At 33.3% G+C, this 18,163-nt stretch carries 15 protein-coding genes; 13 read left to right on the top strand and 2 right to left on the bottom strand.

The features are described from left to right. The first annotated feature begins 355 nt into the window (after positions 1-355). A complete protein-coding gene (locus tag GKZ86_RS08100; RefSeq protein ID WP_154782609.1) occupies positions 356-604 on the top strand; it encodes a hypothetical protein in 249 nt (82 codons plus the stop codon). A gap of 137 nt (positions 605-741) precedes the next feature. On the opposite strand, the gene GKZ86_RS08095 is transcribed toward GKZ86_RS08100, so the two are convergent. Continuing rightward, entirely contained in the window at positions 742-1,638 is an 897-nt protein-coding gene (locus tag GKZ86_RS08095; protein ID WP_154782608.1) for an AraC family transcriptional regulator, read from the bottom strand. Between the two features lie 171 nt (positions 1,639-1,809). On the opposite strand from GKZ86_RS08095, the gene GKZ86_RS08090 reads away from it, so the two are divergent. From GKZ86_RS08090 to GKZ86_RS08065, 6 genes are all read left to right on the top strand, one after another. Continuing rightward, positions 1,810-2,193: a nuclear transport factor 2 family protein gene (locus GKZ86_RS08090; RefSeq protein WP_154782607.1), complete on the top strand. Its 384-nt coding sequence runs from the start codon at positions 1,810-1,812 to the stop codon at positions 2,191-2,193. A 27-nt stretch (positions 2,194-2,220) separates the two neighbouring features. Next, entirely contained in the window at positions 2,221-3,201 is a 981-nt protein-coding gene (locus tag GKZ86_RS08085; RefSeq protein WP_154782606.1) for an aldo/keto reductase, read from the top strand. Between the two features lie 225 nt (positions 3,202-3,426). Continuing rightward, complete coding sequence (locus tag GKZ86_RS08080; protein WP_154782605.1) at positions 3,427-4,485, top strand: NAD(P)-dependent alcohol dehydrogenase; 1,059 nt, start codon at positions 3,427-3,429, stop codon at positions 4,483-4,485. A 115-nt stretch (positions 4,486-4,600) separates the two neighbouring features. Further along, on the top strand, positions 4,601-5,179 hold the full coding sequence (locus GKZ86_RS08075) for a Crp/Fnr family transcriptional regulator (RefSeq protein WP_154782604.1): 579 nt from the start codon (positions 4,601-4,603) through the stop codon (positions 5,177-5,179). A gap of 382 nt (positions 5,180-5,561) precedes the next feature. Continuing rightward, positions 5,562-5,852, top strand: a complete 291-nt coding sequence (locus tag GKZ86_RS08070; protein ID WP_154782603.1) for a putative quinol monooxygenase — start codon at positions 5,562-5,564, stop codon at positions 5,850-5,852. A 48-nt stretch (positions 5,853-5,900) separates the two neighbouring features. Continuing rightward, a complete protein-coding gene (locus tag GKZ86_RS08065) occupies positions 5,901-6,572 on the top strand; it encodes a type 1 glutamine amidotransferase domain-containing protein (RefSeq protein ID WP_154782602.1) in 672 nt (223 codons plus the stop codon). Between the two features lie 82 nt (positions 6,573-6,654). Here the strand turns inward: GKZ86_RS08065 and GKZ86_RS08060 are convergent, their stop codons facing one another. Further along, complete coding sequence (locus GKZ86_RS08060) at positions 6,655-7,425, bottom strand: hypothetical protein (RefSeq protein WP_154782601.1); 771 nt, start codon at positions 7,423-7,425, stop codon at positions 6,655-6,657. 265 nt (positions 7,426-7,690) lie between these two features. On the opposite strand from GKZ86_RS08060, the gene GKZ86_RS08055 reads away from it, so the two are divergent. The 6 genes from GKZ86_RS08055 (at position 7,691) to GKZ86_RS08030 (ending at position 18,043) form a co-directional block, all read left to right on the top strand. Then, positions 7,691-8,248, top strand: a complete 558-nt coding sequence (locus tag GKZ86_RS08055) for an RNA polymerase sigma-70 factor (RefSeq protein WP_154782600.1) — start codon at positions 7,691-7,693, stop codon at positions 8,246-8,248. Positions 8,249-8,361: 113 nt separating this feature from the next. Beyond that, the gene (locus tag GKZ86_RS08050) at positions 8,362-9,285 is read left to right on the top strand and encodes a FecR family protein (RefSeq protein ID WP_154782599.1); all 924 of its coding nucleotides are present in this window, start codon (positions 8,362-8,364) and stop codon (positions 9,283-9,285) included. 125 nt (positions 9,286-9,410) lie between these two features. Beyond that, a complete protein-coding gene (locus GKZ86_RS08045) occupies positions 9,411-12,797 on the top strand; it encodes a SusC/RagA family TonB-linked outer membrane protein (protein ID WP_154782598.1) in 3,387 nt (1,128 codons plus the stop codon). Positions 12,798-12,816: 19 nt separating this feature from the next. After that, on the top strand, positions 12,817-14,352 hold the full coding sequence (locus tag GKZ86_RS08040; RefSeq protein WP_154782597.1) for a RagB/SusD family nutrient uptake outer membrane protein: 1,536 nt from the start codon (positions 12,817-12,819) through the stop codon (positions 14,350-14,352). 290 nt (positions 14,353-14,642) lie between these two features. Continuing rightward, positions 14,643-16,466, top strand: a complete 1,824-nt coding sequence (locus GKZ86_RS08035; RefSeq protein WP_154782596.1) for an alkaline phosphatase — start codon at positions 14,643-14,645, stop codon at positions 16,464-16,466. Positions 16,467-16,645: 179 nt separating this feature from the next. Next, positions 16,646-18,043 carry a DHA2 family efflux MFS transporter permease subunit gene (locus GKZ86_RS08030; RefSeq protein WP_154782595.1) on the top strand — a complete coding sequence of 466 codons (1,398 nt, stop codon included), beginning with the start codon at positions 16,646-16,648 and terminating at the stop codon, positions 18,041-18,043. The last annotated feature ends 120 nt before the right edge of the window (positions 18,044-18,163 follow it).

Below are 18,163 nucleotides of genomic sequence, written 5' to 3'. Positions count from 1 at the left end.
ATTACCGGTTTTTCACTTAGCCTTTATTTTTAAATATAATGAATTAGTAAGCTTGTATTCTATTTGAAAAACCTATAAGAGCTGTTTTTGCCAACAGCTCTTTTTTTTATGCCTGATTTTTAAAAACGAAAAATTGTTATTTGAAGAAAACGTTGATAATTTGTTGTTGTAAATTTTTAAAAACGCTTATTTTTAGATGCTTTCAGAGGATAATTTTACAATATGAATTCTTTGAATTTGTTTATTAAAATGTTGATAAATAGTGTTTTATAACTATATTTTTAACATGAGGTCAATTTAATTAATAGTTATATTTGGATTAATTATTGGCTTATTAATCTAAAAGATATTTACTATGGAAAAAGCTATAAAACTAAAAGTTCGCAAAGAGTTAGATGGTCAGCAACAATTCAATATAATTAAATTAAAAGGCAGTTTAATCTCAAAGGGTTATACTCAAATAATACACATACTGGATCAGGATGACGAATTTCATATCAATTCTTTTGAAACCGCAAAAGGCACTACCAATGAAGTTCAGGAATTTATAACCGCATTCATCACTAGAGAAAACCTAACCGATACGATAACATTGTTTAGATAAGTTATTATTATAAAGTTTCAGGTTTTAAGTTTCACGTTTCAGGTTTGCCGTAAACTGTGCAAAGCTTTGTGTAGATCTAACTCTGCGAAAAAACTTTGCGGTTAATTTCTCATTTCAAACTTGAAACCTGAAACTTTTCAGTTCAGACTTCTATATTCAATAGGAGTATAACCGGTATTTTTTTTAAACATTCGGTTAAAATGCTGTGGATATTTAAATCCCAATTCAAATGCTATTTGGCTCACAGACTTATTTGTATCGAAAATCCTTTCCTTAGCCATATTTATTAATTTCAACTGAATATGTTCCTGTGCAGATTTTCCCGTTTCTTTTTTGATTAAATCTCCAAAATAATTAGGAGAAAGATTTAAATGATCTGCAAAATATCCAACTGAAGGCAAGCCTGAATCTTGTGGATTTTCAGACACAAAATAATCGTTTAGCAGATTTTCAAATTTTGATAAAATATCGGTATTGATGTTTTCACGGGTTATAAATTGCCTGTCATAAAAACGTACGCAATAATTTAAAAGCAATTCGATATTATTGCTTATAATGCTTTTACTATGTTTATCAACAGATTGACTTAATTCATATTCTAATTTGCTAAACAAATCTTTTATTATTTCCTGTTCTTTTAATGATAAATGAAGCGCTTCATGAGAATCATAAGAAAAGAAAGAATATTGATTCATGTTTTTTGCCAATGTAATTCCTTTTATCAAATCAGGATGAAACAGCAGTACTAATCCTGTTGGTTTATAATCTTCTGCATTATTTACTTCAAGCACTTGTCCGGGCGCAACAAAAACCATTGTCCCTTCTTCATAATCATAATTATTACGTCCGTATTTTAATTCGCCGCAAATCCCGTATTTTAAAAAAATAGCATAAAAACCAAAATGCATTCGGGTATGGTTTGGTAATGATTTTCCATTAGAATTATCAAAGACACTTATCAATGGATGCTGATTTTCAACATCTTTCAATTTATTGTATTGAGCAACTTTTTCGAGTTTTATAATATGTTCCATTTCTAATTTCCTTAAATTGTACTGTAAAGATAATACTCAGATTGTTAATAACTTAGTCTGATTCCCCAAATCAGTAAAAATGGTAATCATATCAGTAATCCGTATACAATTAGATATCATTATTGAAGGAAATTTGTACTGTCAAAATGTTAGAGAGATTACACATTAAGTATGGAAATAAATAATATAGAGAATAATAAATCGCAAGTTATGGATGTAACCCGCCAACTTACTCAGTTGATGATTGACAGGAATACAGTAGAAATTAACAAAATTGTTGATAAAGATTTTACACTCACGCACATTACAGGATATGTGCAGTCTAAAGAAGAATGGTTTTCAGAAATTGAAACGGAGCGAATGAAATATTATTCCTATTCTGAGGTAAAAACATCAGTAGAAATTATTGGGAATAAGGCCGTTTTTATTGGTCAGAATATCTTAGATGCCAGAATTTGGGGAACAAGAAACAAATGGCATCTGCAACAGAGAATGGAACTGGAAATGCGCAACGGGAATTGGATTATACTAAAATCCGTAGCAACCACATTTTAAATAAAAATTAATATCAAAAATAAGATTATGGAAAAGAGAATATTAGGAACTCAGGGATTAGAAGTTTCTGCCTTAGGATTGGGTTGCATGGGATTAAGCTTTGCTTATGGTCAGGCAATGGATAAACAAGACGCTATAAAATTAATCAGAGAAGCGTACGAAAAAGGAATTACTTTTTTTGATACTGCTGAAGCTTACGGAATTGCGAATGAAGAATTAGTTGGGGAAGCCTTGAGCCCGTTTAGAAAAGAAGTTGTTATTGCTACTAAATTTGGTTTTAAAGGTGGAAACGCACTTAACGGACAAGACAGCCGCCCGGAAAATATCAGAGCTGTTGCTAAAGAATCGTTAAGACGTTTAAAAACAGATGTTATTGATTTATTTTACCAACACAGAGTAGATCCAAATGTTCCGATGGAGGATGTTGCCGGAACGGTTAAAGATCTTATTCAGGAAGGAAAAGTAAAATACTTCGGGCTTTCAGAAGCGGGTGTTTCATCCATACGAAAAGCGCACGCAGTTCAGCCTGTATCAGCTTTACAAAGCGAATATTCGATTTGGTGGAGAGAACCGGAATTAGAAATTTTACCAACACTTGAAGAACTGGGAATTGGTTTTGTTCCGTTTAGTCCGCTTGGAAGAGGATTTTTAACAGGAGCAATTAATCAGGATACAAAATTTGAGAGCACTGATTTTAGAAATAATTTGCCTCGTTTTAGTGAAGAAAACAGAATAGCAAATCAAAAACTAGTTGATTTATTGGCAGCAATTGCTTCTCAAAAAGGTGCAACTCCTGCACAAATCGCATTAGGCTGGTTGTTGGCTCAAAAACCTTGGATAGCACCAATTCCGGGTACAACAAAATCACACCGATTAATAGAAAACATTGGCGGAGCATCTATTAATTTGTCTGTCGCAGATGTTAAAAAAATTGATGATGCTTTTGCTCAGACTACAATACAAGGAGATCGTTATCCGGCACAGTTTCAAAAAGCAGTTGGGAAATAAGATTATAGAAGAAAGAGGCAAGAGTATAGAAGAGAGAATAAAGAAGAAAGATGCAAGAGGAAAGATGTAAGAAGAAATTGAATCTTGTTTTAAATGAATGATTTTTCTTATATTTACATGAAAGGGAAATTATTTGAATTTCTTAAGTAAATGTTTCTTTTCTATTATTTCATGAGACGAAGCACAACTAACTTTACTATTATTAAATAATTTAAATTGGAGAATATGAATACAAGTAACGTAAAAGCATTTGGTACAACGGCGGCAGATGCAGATTTAGGGCACATGACTATTGCGCGTAGAGAAGTTTTGGCAAAAGATATCGAGATAGAAATTTTATACTGTGGCGTTTGCCATTCTGATTTGCATACGGCACGAAACGATTGGGGAGGAACACAATATCCTGCAGTTCCGGGTCACGAAATTGTGGGCAGAGTAAGCAGGGTTGGAAGTGAAGTAACAAAACTAAAAGTAGGTGATTTGGCCGGAGTAGGTTGTCTTGTTGATTCTTGCCACACTTGCGAAAGCTGTAAACAAGATCTTGAACAATATTGCTTAAATGGATTTACCGGAACTTATAACGGTAAAGACAAACATATTGGCGGACATACTTTTGGTGGTTATTCTGAAAAAGTAGTTGTTGATGAACATTTTGCATTAAAAATTCCATCGAACTTAGATTTGGCCGCTGTGGCGCCATTACTTTGTGCAGGAATTACAACATGGTCGCCATTAAGACATTGGAATGTTGGAAAAGGTACTAAAGTAGCCGTTGTTGGTTTGGGCGGACTTGGACACATGGCTATTAAACTGGCTAAAAGTTTAGGTGCTGAAGTTACGCTGTTTTCAAGAACTCCGGATAAAGAAAAAGATGCTTTAGAATTAGGAGCAGATGCGGTAGTTATTTCAACTGATGCAAATCAGATGAAATCAGTTGGCGGAAAATTTGATTTAATTATTGATACCGTTCCTACGATTCACGATGTTAATCCGTATGTTACCACTTTAAACATTAACGGAACTTTGGTTTTAGTGGGTTATTTAGGGCCATTAGATCCGTTTTTAAATTCTGTACCAATGATTATGGGCAGAAAATCTGTAGCAGGTTCTGTAATTGGCGGAATCGCTGAAACGCAGGAAATGCTTGATTTTTGTGGAAAACATAATATTGTTTCAGAAATTGAAATTATCAAAATGCAGGATATCAATGAAGCTTACGAAAGAATGCTGAAAAGCGATGTTCGTTACCGCTTTGTAATCGATATGAATTCGCTTAAAGCGTAATAAAAAGAGTAAAAGGGCAATTTTAAGATTGCCCTTTTTTATTTTAAATCCTTGCTAATTATTACATTTGTTTTATACTTACTTAACAGCTATTTATAATATCAACAAATGTCTTATGCAAAAATGTACCATCAAAGATATTTTTAAGGGAATTGAGTTTTCTTCATCTCAAATAGCGATAGCCGAAAATAAATTCACAGAAATTTTTGTAGAAAAAGGTACCGTTTTGCTAACTCCGGGAGAATTGGTTCCTTATCAGTATTTTGTTTTTGACGGTTGTTTAAGAACTTATTTTATTACCGAAAACGGAAAAGAATATACACTGCAATTCGCCATCAACGATTGGTGGATTAGTGATTACACTGCTTTTTTTACAGGTGAAAAATCGATGTTTTATATCGATTGTGTTAAGGACGCCACCATTTTTAAAATCTCGAAAGAAAGTATGGAACAACTTTATAAAGATGTACCACAAATCGAAAGTTTTTTCAGGATTAAAATGGAACGCTTTTTCGGGAGTTACCAAAAAAGAATTTTATCGGATTTGGCATTATCTGCAGAAGAAAAATATTTAAGGTTTTTGAAATCCTATCCAAATATCGAAAAACACATCAAAAATTACCATTTAGCTTCATACCTTGGCATTACTACAGAAAGCCTAAGCAGGGTTAGAAACGAATTAGCTAAAAAATAACTGTACTATAATTTTACTTTTTTCAAATAAATAATACATCAGGATAGCCTAAAACGCTATCCTTTTTTGTTTTTAAACGGTTTTAAATATTCAAATTATTGTATTTCAAAATGAGCCTGATTTTCATTTATTACCATACATCAATTTTTACAAGAAACTAAAGTTGGAAATTTGTCCTGTAAATAAGTTGCTGTTAGTTAGTAGATTGAAAGATTAAAAGATTGAAAAATTGAAAAATTTAAAGATCATAAGATTCAACGATTCAACGATTCAACGATTAAACAATTCCTTTCTTACCATACATCAATTTTTTTACACTTTTAAGAATAGAACTTTGTACTATAAAATCAGCTTCAATTAACAACAATAAAAAATTAAAATTATGGAAAAAGAACTTATCGTAAAATGGAAAATCAAAGAAACCGAAACAAATGAAATTCTGAAATTTCTTCCTGCACTTGCAGAAAAAACCAAGAATGAAAAAGGAAATACTTACTACGCCATTTATCAGTCAGAAAGTAATCCGAACGAACTTATACTACATGAACGATATGTAGATGAACATGCGGTGCAAGCCCATAAAGACTCAGAACACTATCAGGAAATTGTGGTTGGAAAAATACTTCCACATTTAGAAAATCGTGAAGTGCTTGTTGTAAATAAACTAGTGTAAACCAAAATCAATTTATTATCTAATTATAAATTTTAAAATTTTAAAATCATGAAAAAAGTATTAATAATTGTTTCAAATGCCAATGCAATTGGACCAAACAACAGAAGAACAGGGATTTTTTTACCAGAAGTAGCACATCCTTATGCTGAATTTGACGCTGTAAATTATCAAATAGATTTTGCCAGCTTAACCGGAGATACTCCATATTTAGACGCGCTTAATTTAGCAGATGATCCTCAAAACCTGGCTTTTTTAACAGGCAAAGGATGGGCAGCAATGCAAAAAGCCGTTAAACTTTCAGATGTAGATGTTAGTGCTTACGATGCTATTTTTGTTCCCGGAGGTCTTGCGCCAATGGTCGATATGCCGGAAAATCCGCTTCTTAAACAAGTAATTAAAGAAACCTATGAACGTCAGGCAGTTGTAGGCGCTGTGTGTCACGGTCCTGTATCGTTACTGAACGTTAAATTAAGTGACGGAAGTTTTATTGTAAATGGCAAAAATATTGCCTCATTTACGGATGAAGAAGAAGAGAATTATGCTAAAACAGATGTTCCTTTCTTCCTTCAAACTGCATTAACCAATCAAGGTGCAATATTTCATGCCGCTGCACCTTGGTCTGCTAACAGTATTGCTGACGGTAATATCGTAACAGGTCAAAATCCGGCTTCTGCCAAAGGAGTTGCAGAGAAAATGATCACAATTTTAGAAAAACAATAATTTATTTTTTTCTTATAATTTATGAATGAAAAAGCCCGATTCTTTTTGAGTCGGGCTTTTTTTATATAAACTAATTTTATTTTTAATTTACGTTAGCTGATTTTTTTTCAACACTAATAAAAATAGTGTCAAACTCTCTTTCAATAACGCTATCATCGGATGTCGGTTGCGGGCCTTCTGCACAATCTAACCATCCATAAGTAAGTAAGTCCATTCTTGCATGTAATAAACGATATTTAGAATGGTATGCCTTAGTATAATCTTCCATTATTTTTTCAGGAGATACAGCATCATTTTTACGCATTTCAGTAAGAGTTATCCAGGCATTTAAAAGTACTCCATTATTCTTAGATGTCAAAGCTTTACTATATTCTGAACATTTTGACGAATATTTATTATGAAGCAAAACAGATGGATCTGAATAGGCCATCATTGTAATTTTATATAACTCATATTCATCGTTCAGTTCTTTGAGCCTTTTAGTTTTTAATTTTTCCCAATACGGAAGAGGCACTACTTTTCTATTCAGTAAAGCCTTTTTAACAGTGTATTCGCGGGTTAGTTTTTTAATGTTTAAATTTTCAAGATCCTCTATAGACTCAAAATATGCATCTGTTTCTAAATGATATCCAAAATAAGGAAACCATAAAGCATAGGTGTTTTTTATTTCTTGTACAGAATATTTCTGAGGATCATAAACCCCAACATTTTCAGAACTTTCTGTTCCCCATTTAAAAATGGCTACAGGTCCGGTATGTTTAATTGAAACTTTTTTATTATCCGAATCTTTGCTTTTATTCACGCAAAACATATAAAAAAGCACTAGGGCAAGTATCGAAAGCTTTTTTTTCATCTGTTTAAAAGAAATAGTATAGGGCTAATATATAATAAAAAAGATTGGTAACACAGCGCCTTAAATGTTAATACAATGTTTTATAATAAGGCTGTTTTATTAATGTAAACGTAACCTTGTTGACCTACCCTCATTTCTATTTTTGAAGACATATTATAAAACAAACTATTGTAGTATATGTCATTTTTAAAAATAAGAATACTTCGCAAAATAACTGTTCTGTTAGCAGCCCTTTTTTGGACAAATAATATAAAAGTGAAGTATTATGTATAAAGGTTTTACAGATGAAGAACTTGTTGAATTATTGAAACAAGGAAAAGACAAAGCATTTGACGAACTGTATTTTAGGTACAGAGATTTACTGGTTCGCTTTGTATACATCAGAATGAAATCAGTTCCCATTTCTGAAGAAATTGTTCAGGAAGTATTTACCACCATTTGGGAACGCCGCAAAACCATACTAATTCAAAAGAGTTTTGCTGCTTATATCTACACGTCAGTTCGTTATATGACTTTAGATTATATAAAATCACATTCTGTTACAGACCAGTATATACAAGAGGTTTTAGACCGAAATACGGTTGAATACACCAGTCACAATGCAACAGAAGATTCTATTTTTTATGATGAACTGCAGCAAGCCGTCGACAAAGCAACAATGCTGCTTCCCAAAAAATCAAAAGAAGTTTTTATTCTAAGCCGCATTAAACATTATTCGAATAAAGAAATCGCAGAAGAACTTAATGTTTCCATCGAAACCGTGAAGTATCATATTACATATTCACTAAAATTCATGCGAACTTATTTAGGAGAGTTTAATTAGAATATTTTCTAATTGATAAGTCTAAGATTTTTTCTTAACACAAGCGTAACCTAAGCAACCTACCTGAAATTTCAATTTCAAAGACATACTATTAAAGAGATAAAGAAATTATAATGCCTGAAAAATTACAACAAGAAATAAAGCATTTTCTAGATGGGAGATATTCTCCAAAAGGACAAGAGATGTGGAATAAGTGGTACGATAGTACCGATGAAGTTTTTGAGAATATGGAAGCAATTCAATCAGATCGTTCGAAACTGAAAAAAGAATTAAGACAAATAAAGAAAACAAACAAAGTTATTTTTCTTCAGCATAAAAACTGGGCTGTTGCAGCATCATTAGCATTTGTAATGGGATTATCGTGGTTTATATATCAAACAACAATTCCGGTTATTGAGACGAAACAATATGCAACAAAAGCAGGAGAACATGCTAAAGTAATTTTAAGCGACGGAACACAAATTTGGCTAAACGCAGGAAGTCTTATAAAATATCCAAAAGAATTTAAAGGAGATACAAGAGAAGTGTATCTAACAGGAGAAGCTTTTTTTGACGTGCACAAAGACAAAAAGCATCCTTTTATAATTCACACTGATAAAATGGATACAAAAGTTCTTGGAACAAGTTTTAATGTACAGGCTTATCCGGATCAAACCACACAAGAAGTTTCTGTTTTAACTGGAAGGGTAAATGTAAAATCGACTGTAACAGAAGAAAATGTTTATGTAACTCCGGGTCAGAAAGTGGTTTTTAAATCTCACGACAATAAACTTCAGGCTTTTAAAGATGTTCCGGTAAACTCTATTTCATTATGGCGAAAAAATATCATTGTTTTTGAAGAAACGCCACTTACAGAAGTCATCGCAACAATTAATAGAAATTATAATGTTGATGTCGAAATCAAAAATAAGAATTTAAATAACCTAAAAATAAGCGCCTATTTCAAAGAACTTCCGGTTAATCAGGTTGTTGCTTTAGTGTGTAATATAATTAATGCTGATTATAAACTGGAATCCGGAGTTTATAAGATTCAATAATTTTTAAAATCTGATGAATTTGTTATTCGATTGAAATCTAGATAGAAAGAATACAAATTCAACAAAAATTGCTACGTAGAAAAACACCAATACAAACAAAAAATCAAACTCAAAAAATCAAAATTATGAATGAAAAACAAATGCGGTTTGTCGTAAAAAGCCAGAGCATTACAAAAGCCCTTTTGGCCAAAGTCGTTATGTTCATTGCTTTATTTTTCACAGGACTAGCGGCAAATGCCGGAAATGTTGACCTGAATAACAGAGTTACATTAAAAGTAGAAAACGAAAGTATAAAAAGTATTTTTCAAAAAATAGAAAAACAAGTTGACGTACATTTTATGTATGAAAGCAACCAAATTAATAGCAATCAAAAAATTAGCTTAAAACTTAGTAATGTTCCGTTAGAACAGGCTTTGGATAAAATTTGCAGCAATTTTTCGCTTCGCTATGAAATTGTAAGCAATAATATTGTCATCAAAAAAAATCAAAGAATTGGTGCTGTAGACCAAAACAAACTTATTATTTCAGGAACTGTTTACGGTGGCGACGATAATATGCCATTGCCGGGCGTTGGAATTAAAGATAAAACTTCTGATGCAGCTTCATCTACAGATTTTGACGGAACTTTTAAAATGGAAGTTACCGGAACTGAAGCTACACTTGTTTTTTCGTATGTTGGTTACGTAACACAAGAAGTAAAAGTAACACAATCTCAGGATATTACAGTAAAACTGGTTGCAGACATGAAACAACTGCAGGAAGTTGTAGTTATGGGATATGGAAGTGTGAAAAAAAATGAAGTTTTGGGAGCTGTTGGTGCAGTTTCTATGAAAGAATCTTCAAGCAGAACTTATAATAGTGCATCAGAATTATTGCAGGGAACTGTGGCTGGTGTAACGGTAATAAATAGTGGAGGTGACCCAACGGCAGAACCAACAATCAATATTCGTGGTATTGGATCTTTGAATGCTGAAACGCCATTAATTGTTTTGGACGGAATTATTTACAGCGGTTCGCTAAATACATTAAACCCAAATGATATTGCTTCGATAAGTGTTTTGAAAGATGCGGCATCTGCAGCAATTTATGGTGCAAGAGCTTCCGGAGGTGTAATTTTAATTACGTCTAAAAAAGGAATTTCTGACCGAATCAATGTCAATGTAAATTATCAGGGAGGTTTTCAAAATGTAGCTAAAAAATTAGGTGTTCTAAATGCTGCTGAATATTCAGACGCGATGAACACGGCCAGAGATAATGCTGGATTACCAAGAATTCCGGCTTTTGATACTGCTTTCGAACCAACTGCAAGAACAACCAAAACAAACTGGATGGATGAAATTTTCCAAACCGGAGAAATACAGGATTTATCTATTTCTATAAACGGAAAAACAGAAAAATCTAATTTCTTTCTTTCAGGAAGTTATAGAAAAAATGAAGGTATTTTATTAAATACTTTTGGCGAGCGTTATACAGCAAGAGCGAATTCATCTTTTAAACTGGCACCAAATTTCACCGTTGGAGAAAATTTATCTTATTCGTTAACAAACGGTCAAAGTGCCAATACATCAAGTGGTTATACAGGAGCAATTTTAGCAGCTGTTTTTTATCCGCCAAATGCGACAATATATAGAGAAGATGGTTCTGGACAATTTGGTGGAGTTCCTGAAAAATATATTGGTTCATACGGAGACGTTGTAAATCCGGTTGCTTATTTAAAAAGATTAGATAACAGAAACCCAATTTCGACTATTTTGATTAATCCGTATGCTGAATGGGAAATTGTTCCGGGTTTGAAAGTAAAATCAAACTGGGGTTATACCAGAATTCAGGATAATGCAAAAGATTTTGCAGTAAAAATTACAGAGCCTGGAAAAATATTTGACTTTAACAGATTAACACAAAAGTCAATTACAACAACTGATTTATTGGGTGAACAAACGATTTCTTATGAAAAATCATTTGGAAAACACAATTTCAAAGCTTTAGCCGGATATACGTATCAGGAAACAAAAAGAGAATTTTATACGATTGAAGGAACAGGTTTTGATAACGAAGATCCATCTCAGCGTTATTTGTTGAATGCAAAATTAATTCAACAAACAGCTGCAGGTTTATCTGATGAGATTATTTCATCGTATGTTGGAAGGTTAAATTACGATTTCAATCAAAAATATTTATTCTCAGGAATTATTCGTCGCGACGGAACTTCAAAACTTTTATCAGAAAACCGTTGGAAAGTTTATCCTTCAGTTTCTGCAGGTTGGTTAATTTCTGAAGAAGAATTCATGAAAAGTTTAAATCCAATTGTAAGCAATTTAAAACTGCGTGCAAGTTGGGGACAAATCGGAAATTTAGGAAATCTTGGACCATACCAATTTAGTGTGCCTTTAGTACAAACTTCAGCTTTGATAGGATCAGTTCCAACAATCAATTACGGATATGCAGAAAGTGAATTATCAAATCCGAATTTAAAATGGGAAAGCTCTGAGCAAACCAATATTGGTTTGGATTTTACGATGTTGAATAGTGCTTTAACAGGATCTGTAGATGCTTATGTAAAAAGAAACAAAGATATGTTGGTTCGTGATCAGCTTCCTGGAGTTTCAGGAACTCCACAAGGTAGAATCGTAAACTCTGGAGATGTTGAAAATAAAGGTATTGAGGCTAGTTTGACGTATCAAAAAACACGTGGGGAATTTAAATTTGACATAACAGCAAATGCGGCATTTTTAAGCAACAAAATTGTATCTATCAAAGATGATTTAACTTCTCTTGAACCTTTAAATATTAGCCGTGTTCGTAGTTTGCCTTTAGCCAATATTTATCAGGTTGGAAGCCCGGTTGGTGCTTATTACGGATATTCTACAGACGGTTTATTTCAAAGTACTGCAGAAGCAAAAGCCTATGTAAACAATTCAGGTGTAGCGTATCAGCCAAATGCAGTTGCCGGAGACATGAAATTTAAAGATGTAAACGGAGATGGTGTAATTAACAATAGCGACAGAGTGGTTCTTGGAAATCCGTTTCCTAAAACAACCTATAGCTTAAACATGAACTTTAGATATAAAGGTTTTGATATGAATGTGTTCTTTAATGCAGTATCAGGAAATAAAGTTTTTAATGCAGTAAAATATACAGGTTTAAACGCTTCTTTTCCAGGATATAATTTATTATCAGATTCTAAAGATGCATGGTCACCAACAAATACAGATACTAATATTCCGGTACTTTCATCGACAGATAACAACAATAACTTCGGAAGAATCTCTGATTTTTATATAGAAGATGCTTCTTTCATCAGATTAAAAAACCTTTCGATTGGATATACGGTTAAAGATAATTGGTTAAACGGAAAAGCAAAACTTAGATTTTTTATTTCAGGACAAAATTTATTCACAATCACAAAATATTCAGGAATGGATCCTGAAGTTGGACTTAGCAATTTTGGTCTTGACTTAGGTAAATATCCGCTTTCCCGTATTTATATGACAGGTGTAAATGCTACTTTTTAAAAAATATAAAACTAACAAAATGAAAAAATTAAGTCTTTTATTATTGAGTTTTGTGCTTTTAATAAGCACTTCAGCTTGCGAAAGCGAACTTGATGTTGTTCCGCAAGGAGCTCCGTCAAGCGGAAATTTCTGGAAAACTTCGGCTGATGCAAAAGCGGGAGTAAATGCAATTTATGCCTTATATTCAGATGATAATATGTACGGTCGTGGTTTCTTTTGGCTAAATAATGCCAGCGACGATATCGGGACAAAACCAAGACAAAATGCAGAACGTATCAAAAATTTTATTGTAGACGGATCTGAATCTGATACAAAAGATATCTGGAGAATTCACTACGAAATTATGAAACGTTGTAATGATGTAATTCGTAATATTCCAAATATTCCTTTAGATGAAAAAACAAAAAACGGAATGCTGGGTGAAGCTTATTTTAATCATGCCGTAATGCATTTAGAATTAGCGTACCATTATGGAGATGATCTTGCCGGAATCCCGATTCAGGACAGAAACGACCCAACAAATGTGTATGTGCCAAGAACCAAAAACGTTGGAGAAAACTACGCCTATATCGCAGCAGATTTAATTAAAGCAGCAGATTTATTGCCATACTTTAATGAGCTTACGCCTGATAATTACGGACGTGCTCACAAAACAGCAGCGTGGGGATATTTAGTGCGTACGTATTTATATGCAAAAGATTGGGACAACGCTATTAAATATGCAAACATGATTGTTGCCAGCGGAAAACACAAATTGCTTGATAATTTTGAAGACGTATTTAAAATTCAGAATAACTGGTCTACAGAATATATCTGGTCTGTAACTTCAAGTGCAGAAAATACGTCTCTTGGATCTATTTTTCCGGGAGTTTGTTTAGAAGATAAAGGATGGGGAGTTTATAACGGCTGGGGAAATTTTTATCCAACAAAAGAATTATTCGATACCTATGATCCAACGGATAAAAGACGCAGCGCGACCATTTTACAAAAAGGAGATAAGTTTACTTATTTTGGAGAAGTAGTAACTTTTAATGAAGGAAACCATATTGTAAGTTCAAGTAACAGAACAGGATATCAGTTTAAAAAATATATGGAGCCGTTTAGTTATCCAAAAACAGGTTCTGGCGGCGTAGATATTCGTTACGTAAATGCAAACGGAGATAAACCTTCTACAGCTTTAAACGTTCCGCTTTTGCGTTATGCAGATGTGATTTTGATGCTTGCAGAAGCTAAGTTGATGAAAGGACAAAATGCAGATACAGAAATCAATATGATTCGTCATCGTGCAGGTCTTGGCGATATTTCCGGAGCAACTATGGTTGATTTAAAAAGAGAAAGACGTTGTGAGTTAGCAGGCGAGTGGACAGATCGTCATTACGATTTAGTGCGTTGGGGCGATGCTAAAGATGCGTATGCGAAACCATTGCACCATTATGACGGAAGCGTTATTTATCCTGCACGTAATTTTAATCCGCTTATTCACCATGTTTGGCCAATACCACCGGATGAAATTGCAGTTAGTAAAGGAGCTTTGTTTCAAAACAAAGGATGGTAATTTTTTAATTGTGAATTATCAATTATCAATTATTAATTATTAATGATTTTTAGTTTGTTTTTTTTTTATTTTTTACGCTGCAGGTTTGGTTGGAACTTGCAGCTGTAAAGAATTAAATAACAATGTTATATATTATAAAAACCAGTCTTTTTTTAAAGGACTGGTTTGTGTTTAAGTACAGTTTGTCATCCTTCTCCCGAAGCCTCGGGATCAGGATGACATAAAATGAGAAAATAAAATTACATAAAGTTACCTACTAGCTTTAATTAAAAGAATAAAACCATTTTTCAATGAAAAAAATAATCACCCTTTTTTGCCTTCAGTTTTTCCTGTTTGCAGAAGCGCAGGAATACAGTTCATCAAATATTCATTCTCATAATGATTATGCCAGCGCGCTTCCGTTTTACGGAGCATATTCTAACGAAACCGGCGTAATCGAAGCAGATGTTTTTATCGTAAATAATGAGCTTTTTGTTGCCCATAACGCCAAAGATATTGCGCCTCAAAACACGCTTAAAAATTTATATCTAGATCCTTTATGTTTAAAAGTAAGACATTTAGAAGGAAAAGCTTATGCGAGCAATAAACCATTAATTTTAATGATCGACATAAAGTCTGATGCGATTGCAACATTAAAATTAATCGCAGAACAATTAAAGACTTATCCGGAAATCAGCGCTAATAAAAACATTAAAGTTGTTATTTCGGGAAATAGGCCTTCGCCGGAGCAATACAAAGAATTTCCTGAATTTATTTATTTTGACGGAAGACCCAACGAAAATTATTCTCCAGAACAATTATCACGTATCGAAATGATCAGCGAAGATTTAGGGCAATTTACGGTTTGGAACGGTAAAGGAGTTTTAACCCAAACGGATCTGGAAAAAATTCAATCGGTAATTAAAAAAGTACACGATCAGAATAAAAAAGTAAGGTTTTGGGCAACGCAGGATAATGTAAATACCTGGATGACGCTGATGAATTTAAAAGTTGATTTTATTGGTACAGATAATGTTTCAGAATTAACACATTTCATCAATAACATAAAATCGACATTCTATCAAAATGCCGAATTTCATCAGGCTTATGTTCCTAAAAACACTTCGGCTTTTGCCAAAAAGAAACCTAAAAACGTTATTCTTTTAATTGGTGACGGAATGGGTTTAACGCAAATTTATTCTGGTTACACAGCCAACAAAGGACAATTAAGCCTTTTCAATATTCCAACACAAGGACTTTCTATAACCAAAGCTTCAGACAGTTATATTACAGATTCGGCAGCGGGAGCAACAGCAATGGCAACGGGACATAAAACCAATAACAGATTTATTAGCGTTGATGAAAACGAAAAACCTTTAGAATTAATTACGCAACAATTGGCTAAGAAAAATTATAAAACAGCTATTATTTCTGCAGGAAATATTACAGATGCAACTCCGGCCGCTTTTTATGCACACCAACCGGAAAGAAGTTATAGCGAACCAATAGCGAATGATTTTTTAGCAAATCCATCAGATATTTTAATTGGAGGAGGACAAAATGAATTTATAAAACGAAAAGACGGAAAAGATTTGTCTAAAATATTGATTGAAAAAGGATATACATTTTCAGATAAATTCAGCAGTTTAGACACCATCAAAAATGCAAAATTTATTGTTTTAGATGATGCTTCAGTAGTTTCTATGAAAGACGGAAGAGGCGATTTTTTAACTAAATCTTTAGCAAAAGCAACAACAACTTTTTCAGCAACAAAAAATCCGTTTTTTATTATGGCCGAAGGCGCACAAATCGATTATGGAGGACATAGAAATAATGTGGAATATGTGGTTCGCGAAATGCTGGACTTCGATAAATTAGTAGGACAAGCAATGGAATTTGTAGATAAAAATCCTGAAACACTTTTAATTGTAACAGCCGATCACGAAACGGGCGGACTTTCCTTAATAGATGGGAGCATTTCAAAAGGATATGTACAAGGAAGTTTTAGTACAAACGATCATACTGCAGTTCCGGTTCCGGTTTTTGCTTATGGTGCAGGTGCTCAAAATTTTTCAGGAGTTTATCAAAACACAGCCATTTATACTAAGATTATGGAAGTGCTTTTTACGAAGTAATTCTTTTTTAATAAATAAAAGCCCTTGCAATTTTGCAGGGGTTTTTGCATTTTAATTCAAATAGTTTTACTTAACTTGTGGTTTCAAAATAAAGGCTCTCGACACTGTTGAGAGTTTTTTGTTTTAGTCAAACATAAACGTACAAGCCTTTAAAATCTAGTACAATCAGTTAAATTAAAATGGTTCAGAAAACAGAAGAGAAAAAAGAACAAAATGCCGTGCATTTATTACCGTGGGTTACAGCTGTAGCCATGTTTATTCAGTCTCTTGACGGTACAATTCTTAACACATCATTGCCTTCCATAGCGCGGGACATGGGATATACAGCAACAGAAATGCATTCTGTTATTGTTACCTACACGCTTACACTTGCCATGTTTATACCGCTTTCGGGCTGGCTCGCAGATAAGTTTGGTACACGAACAATGTTTATGATTGCTGTTTTTCTATTTGTAACAGGTTCTGTATTTTGTGCCCTTTCAGTAGATTTAAGAAGTTTTAATATGGCGCGGGTTCTACAGGCAATTGGTGCATCAATGATGGTTCCTATAGCAAGGCTGGCTATTTTATATCAATATCCCAAAAACGAATTACTGAAAACAATGAACTTTATTACGGTTTTTGGTTTATTGGGAATGGTGGTTGGACCAAGTTTGGGCGGTTTTCTTTCGGATAATTTATCGTGGCACTGGATATTTTTAGTGAATGTTCCTATTGGTATTATCGGAATTTCGATGGCGTATAGAATTATGCCCAATTTTAAACACGCCGTCGGAAGATTTGATTTCAGGGGATTGGTTTATTTCAGTCTGGCTTTGATTTTTATTACGATGGTTCTGGAACTTATCGGCAGCGGGCGAACGCACATGATGCTGATTCTTGGTTTATTGTTTTTATCAGGATTACTTGCTTTGTTTTATTTCATCCATTATAAAAAAACAGAAAAACCAATTATCGATTTAAGATTACTCAATATAAGAACATTAAAAATAGGTTTAACCGGAAGTTTGGTCACAAGATTAGGAATTGGTGGTTTACCGTTATTATTGCCGCTAATGTTACAGACTAGTTTTGGTTATTCAGCTTCTGTATCGGGATTATTGTTATTGCCTTCTGCATTGGCAAACGTGGCTGTTAAGCCTTTTATGGTGCGAATCATTAAGTTTTTTGGCTACAGAACGGTCTTAATTAGTAATACTATATTGTTGGGAATCATATTAATTATCCTCGGTTTTGTAGAGCGCGATACACCAATTGCTTATTACATTATATTAATGATTTTCTACGGCGCTTTTACATCTATACAAATGTCGGCAATGAACACCATTACGCTTGCAGATTTAGATCAGGATACGGCAAGCGGCGGAAATACAATGTTGGTAATTATGCAGCAGCTTTCGGTAAGTTTTGGCGTATCGGTGGCAAGTTTGGTGCTTTCATTATTTCAATCGGGAATTTTTGAAATAGATAAAACAAAGGCATTTCAATATACATTTATAATTCTGGCCATTTTTACCATTTTATCCAGTATTACTTTTTCAAGATTAAATAAATCTGATGGCGGAGGATATATGTAAGAAGATTAAAAGATTAAAAGATTAAAAGATTAAAAGATTAAAAGATTTAAATCTGCTCAATCTGTCAAATCTGCGTGAAAAATATTTAACACATAGAAACATAGCTTTTGAAATTTTAAA

Source organism: Flavobacterium sp. LC2016-13 (assembly GCF_009707955.1).
In the GTDB taxonomy this organism is placed as follows: Bacteria; Bacteroidota; Bacteroidia; order Flavobacteriales; family Flavobacteriaceae; genus Flavobacterium.
The sequence above is the reverse complement of the archived record's forward strand: the minus strand, read 5'-3'. Positions and strand labels throughout refer to the sequence as shown.